We start from the raw sequence: 4,577 nt of genomic DNA on the forward strand, positions 1-4,577 counted from the left end.
TTCCTCCTCATGCCGGTAGCGTTCGGTGACGTCATTGTAGATCGACACCCAGCCCAGGCCGGGCATGCGGTTGCGGCGGAACTCCACGATGCGGCCGTCATCACCGCCGATATGGATGGTGCCGCTACCCTCCGCCCGTTCCCCGTCGGGCCGCCCCTCGGCGCGGTAGCGCAGCAGCTGCCACTGCACCAGCAGCTCCCGCTCCTCATCACTGGGGGTCAACTGGGGCGGCCGGGCGGCCTGCAGGGCCAGCAGCCGCCCCAGCCAGGGGATGGAAGAAATCGTTTCGGGGTCAAACTGACTGGCATCCAGCCGGATGCCATCATAGTCGCCGCGGCGCGATTGCCAGCGCGCGAGGTCGGGCATGTTGGGGTAGGCCCGGACGATCTCGTCCGTGGCGCCACCGATGGCGGGCCAGTTGCGGCTCCACACCACGAAATTGAAGCGTTCATCCATCACCATGAAACCGCCGGGCACCGCCTCCATGGCGGCGCTGAGGATGGCCGACTTGCGCCGCAGTTCCTCCTCTGCCTCGCGACGATCGGTGATGTCATTGTAGCTCAGCACGATGCCGCCGCCGGGGATGCGCTCCTCCACCGCGCGGTACCAGCGATCGCCGATCAGCCCCTCGCGCGCGATGCCGCGCTGAGACACGCGCCGGGCGATGTAGGCCTCCGGATCGCTCCCGGCGGCGGGCACCTGCCCGGCGGAGATGGAGTGGCGCAGCAGATCCTCGAACCGCCAGCCCAGAATGGCCCCGGGCGCGGGCGAGCGAGGGAACATTTCATGGTAACGGTCGTTGGCGAACACCACCCGGTCATCCGGGCCGAAGACGACGATGGCTTGGGAAAACTGCTGCAGCACGGCGTACAGTTGGGCCGCCATTTCCGGCGTGGGCCGGGGCTGGGCATCCGTTCCTGTGGACCTGTCCGTTCTGGACTCACCCGCTGGGGACTCGTCCTTGTCCGCCGTCATGCCGCCTCGCCGCTTTTGCCGTTGAACCCCCAGCTGCCCACCAGACGGTAGACTATCCGCTTCTGTCGGGTATTTGCAATTGGACATACGCCTTTTACGTGCATTGCGCGCTGGGCGCGACACGGGCTTCCCGGCCTTGCGTATTCAACGCTGTTGCGCGGGCCCCGCGCATGTTTTACCTCTCCCGCTGTCATCCGGCCCGCTATCCGGACGACGTAGGTTTTCCCGACGGACGCGGGCGCTATACCCCCGGCCGATATCGGGCTATACGTGCCCCGTGCCGCCCCCGTCCGGAGGCCGCCCCGCCGGGACAGGTTCCCCCGCGCGGGCCCAAGGGGGCCCCGGGCTTTGAAGGAGAGTGCGAGCAATGCCGTATGTCGTGACCGACCAGTGCATCAAGTGCAAGTACACCGACTGCGTGGAAGTCTGCCCCGTGGACTGCTTCTACGAGGGTGAGAACATGCTGGTCATCCACCCCGACGAATGCATCGACTGCGGCGTCTGCGAACCGGAATGCCCGGCCGAGGCCATCCTGCCGGACACCGATGGCCGCGCAGAGGAGTGGCTGGAGGTGAACCGGCAGTACGCCGCCGCCTGGCCGAACCTGAACCGCAAGAAGCCGGCACCGGCCGACGCCGATGCCTTCAAGGGCGTGCCGGACAAGTTCAAGACCTACTTCAGCGACAAGCCCGGCAACGGCAACTGAGCCAAGCGTAGGGAAGGCGCCGCGCCCTGGGGTCGCGGCGCTTTTTTTGGCTTTTGGCACTCTTACGGCGGACCTGCCCAAATCTTCGGCGGTAGTTGCCCAAGACATGCGCGATTCGCATGTCCGACATCCTGGCCCATACCCGGAACTTAAGCCGAACACGGTCTTGTCGACCTGTCATGGCACCGTCATATCGAGTATAGTCCTGGACGCGAGGATCGGCACGCCGTTCGCGAACGCCTAGTGCGTGCCCCGTTCCCCCAGCGCCTTCGTGCTGTAGTCCCTTGTCGCGGCCCCTGCCGGGCCGACAGCGACCTTTGCATGCCGTCCCCGGCGCCCAGGCCCGCCTTACGAGGCGGGACCTTCAAAGCCGAATTGTGAGAGCCGATCCAAATGACCGACAAGCTCGATTTCGTCAGTGGTGATTACGTCGTCTATCCCGCCCACGGGGTAGGACAGATCGTTGCGATCGAAAAGCACGCCATCGCCGATATGGAGGTGGTGCTGTACGCCATCACCTTCGAGAAGGAGCGCATGACGCTGAAGGTGCCGGTGACCAAGGCGAAGAACGCCGGTCTGCGCCGCCTGTCGAGCAAGGACCGGATCAAGGACGCCATGGAGACCCTGCAGGGTCCGTCCAAGATCAAGCGCATCATGTGGAGCCGCCGCGCCCAGGAGTATGAGGCCAAGATCAACTCCGGCGACCCGGTGTCCATCGCCGAGGTGGTGCGTGACCTGCACCGCGGGACCGACCAGTCCGACCAGTCCTACAGCGAGCGGCAGATCTACCACGCCGCGCTGGAGCGCTTGGCCCGTGAACTGGCCGCCGTCGAGAAGATCGATGAGCGCAAGGCGACCGAGCGTCTGGAAGCGGTGCTGGCCAAGGCGGCCTAAGCCGTCTGCCGCAAGAAGGCCGGCGTATCCGCCCATTGGGGGTACAGTTCGCCGGCATCACTATACTTAGTGCAAAAAGGGGTGGTCGGGTTCGATCACCCCTTTTTTCATGCCCCGGCGCCGCATACACTGGTCGGCATCTTCCCCTGCCGGTCTGACCCGACGCATGAACGAACAAGAGCGCTTTGTCGTGCTGGGCCGTCCGCGCCGCGTCTGGGCGGTGGGCGCCATCCATGGCGACGTCGATCGGCTGGCGGCTCTGCACGACGACATCGGCACCCGCTTCCAGGCCGGTGACCGGCTGATCTACCTGGGCAATCTGATCGGCCGGGGACCCCGGGTACGCGACACGATGGACGAGTTGTTGTCCTTCCGCCGGGCCATCCTGTCGGTGCGCGGCGTCATTGTCAGCGACCTGGTCTACCTGCGTGGCGGGCAGGAGGAGATGTGGCAGAAGCTGCTGCAACTGCAGTTCGCCCCCAATCCCGTCGAAGTGCTGCAGTGGATGATGACGCAAGGGGTGGACGCCACCCTGGCCGCCTATGGCGGCAGTGCCTATCAGGGCGTGGCCGCCGCCCGGGACGGCGCGGTGTCGCTGGCCCGCTGGACCAGCCAACTGCGCACCTCCCAGCGGGCGTCCCCCGGCCATGACACCCTGTTCGCGGCACTGCGCCGTGCCGCCTATACCGAACGCCCGGCCGAAGGCCTGCCCGAGATGCTGTTCGTGAACGCAGGCATCGACACCTCCCGCCCCCTGGCCGCCCAGGGCGACAGTTTCTGGTGGGGAGGGGCGACCTTCGCCCGCATAGACGCCCCCTACGCCGGCTTCGGCCGGGTGGTGCGGGGTTATGATCCCGCCCATGGCGGCTTGGCGGCCACGGCCCATGCCGTGACCCTGGATGGCGGGTGCGGCTTCAACAACGGCGCCCTGGCCTGCGGCTGCTTCGGCGCAGATGGCGAACTTCTCGAAGTGGTCGAGGTCTGATTCCCCCACCGCCGTGGTTGACGGCGGGGCACCGGCGCCGCACTTAAGGGGCAGCCTGAACAGGAGCGCGCCCGTGTCCCGTATCGATGAAACCCGCCCCTTCCTGCCTGTGCAGATCGCCGTGATGACGGTGTCCGACACCCGCGACCCCGCCACCGACAGGTCCGGCGACACGCTGGTGGAACGGTTGACCGGCGCCGGGCACGTGCTGGTGGCCCGCGCCATCGTGAAGGACGACCAGGCCGCCATCGCGGCCCAGTTGCGGGCCTGGATCGCGGATCCGGCCGTGGATGTCGTCATCTCCACCGGCGGCACCGGCCTGACCGGCCGCGACGTGACGCCCGAGGCGTTCGAAAGTGTCTACGAGAAGCGAATCGACGGCTTCGGAGAGATGTTCCGCACCCTGTCGTTCGAGAAGATCGGCACCTCGGCCCTGCAGAGCCGGGCCACGGGCGGCGTGGCTGGCGGCACCTACCTGTTCGCCCTCCCCGGCAGCCCCAGCGCCTGCCGCGACGGCTGGGACCTGATCCTGAAGTACCAACTGGACAACCGTTTCCGCCCCTGCAACCTGGTGGAGATCATGCCCAGATTGCAGGAGCACCGCCCCTAACGGTGGACGCGGCGGCCTGATCTTCTGCGATTTCGGTTAAGGGCGGCCCCCGCAGTTGAAGCGCCGGGGGAAAACCTGTATCGATTCAAGGCCCGGCCGGACGCGCCCTTCCCGTGCTGTCCAGCCCATGGCCAGATGCGTCCCGGGGAGCTTCCCCAGGGGATATCACCGGCACCCCGCGATGGGGGCCGATGATGGGAGCGCGGGACGGCCAGGGACGCCGGCACCAAGAATGCGGGACCAGGAGAACGACCCCATGACGCGCACCTATATCTCGATGGCCAAGACCGGCGGCCAGGGCAAGACGCTGGTGGCCCAGATGCTGGTCCTGCAGCATGAGCAGAAGGGCGCGCCCGTGAAGCTGGCCGCGGCCGACAGCGACACGCTGAACCAGCGTTCCAAGTTCG

General features: G+C 66.9%; 5 protein-coding genes. 4 read left to right on the forward strand and 1 reads right to left on the reverse strand.

Annotated elements, in window-relative coordinates:
• Positions 1 to 975: PAS-domain containing protein (locus tag I55_RS10050; protein ID WP_199902541.1), on the reverse strand; the 975-nt coding region annotated here is incomplete at its 3' end.
• Between the two features lie 367 nt (positions 976 to 1,342).
• On the opposite strand from I55_RS10050, the gene fdxA reads away from it, so the two are divergent.
• From fdxA to moaB, 4 genes are all read left to right on the forward strand, one after another.
• Entirely contained in the window at positions 1,343 to 1,681 is a 339-nt protein-coding gene (gene fdxA / locus I55_RS10055) for a ferredoxin FdxA (protein WP_044560403.1), read from the forward strand.
• A gap of 393 nt (positions 1,682 to 2,074) precedes the next feature.
• Positions 2,075 to 2,575, forward strand: a complete 501-nt coding sequence (locus I55_RS10060; RefSeq protein ID WP_044560405.1) for a CarD family transcriptional regulator — start codon at positions 2,075 to 2,077, stop codon at positions 2,573 to 2,575.
• A 166-nt stretch (positions 2,576 to 2,741) separates the two neighbouring features.
• Positions 2,742 to 3,560 (forward strand): hypothetical protein, encoded by an 819-nt coding sequence (locus I55_RS10065; RefSeq protein ID WP_044560406.1) that lies wholly within the window; start codon positions 2,742 to 2,744, stop codon positions 3,558 to 3,560.
• A gap of 73 nt (positions 3,561 to 3,633) precedes the next feature.
• Positions 3,634 to 4,170, forward strand: coding sequence for a molybdenum cofactor biosynthesis protein B (moaB, locus tag I55_RS10070; protein WP_044560407.1), 537 nt, complete (start codon positions 3,634 to 3,636; stop codon positions 4,168 to 4,170).
• Positions 4,171 to 4,577: the final 407 nt, after the last annotated feature.

The sequence above is a fragment of the Azospirillum sp. B4 genome (assembly GCF_000333275.1).
Classification (GTDB): domain Bacteria; phylum Pseudomonadota; class Alphaproteobacteria; order Azospirillales; family Azospirillaceae; genus Nitrospirillum.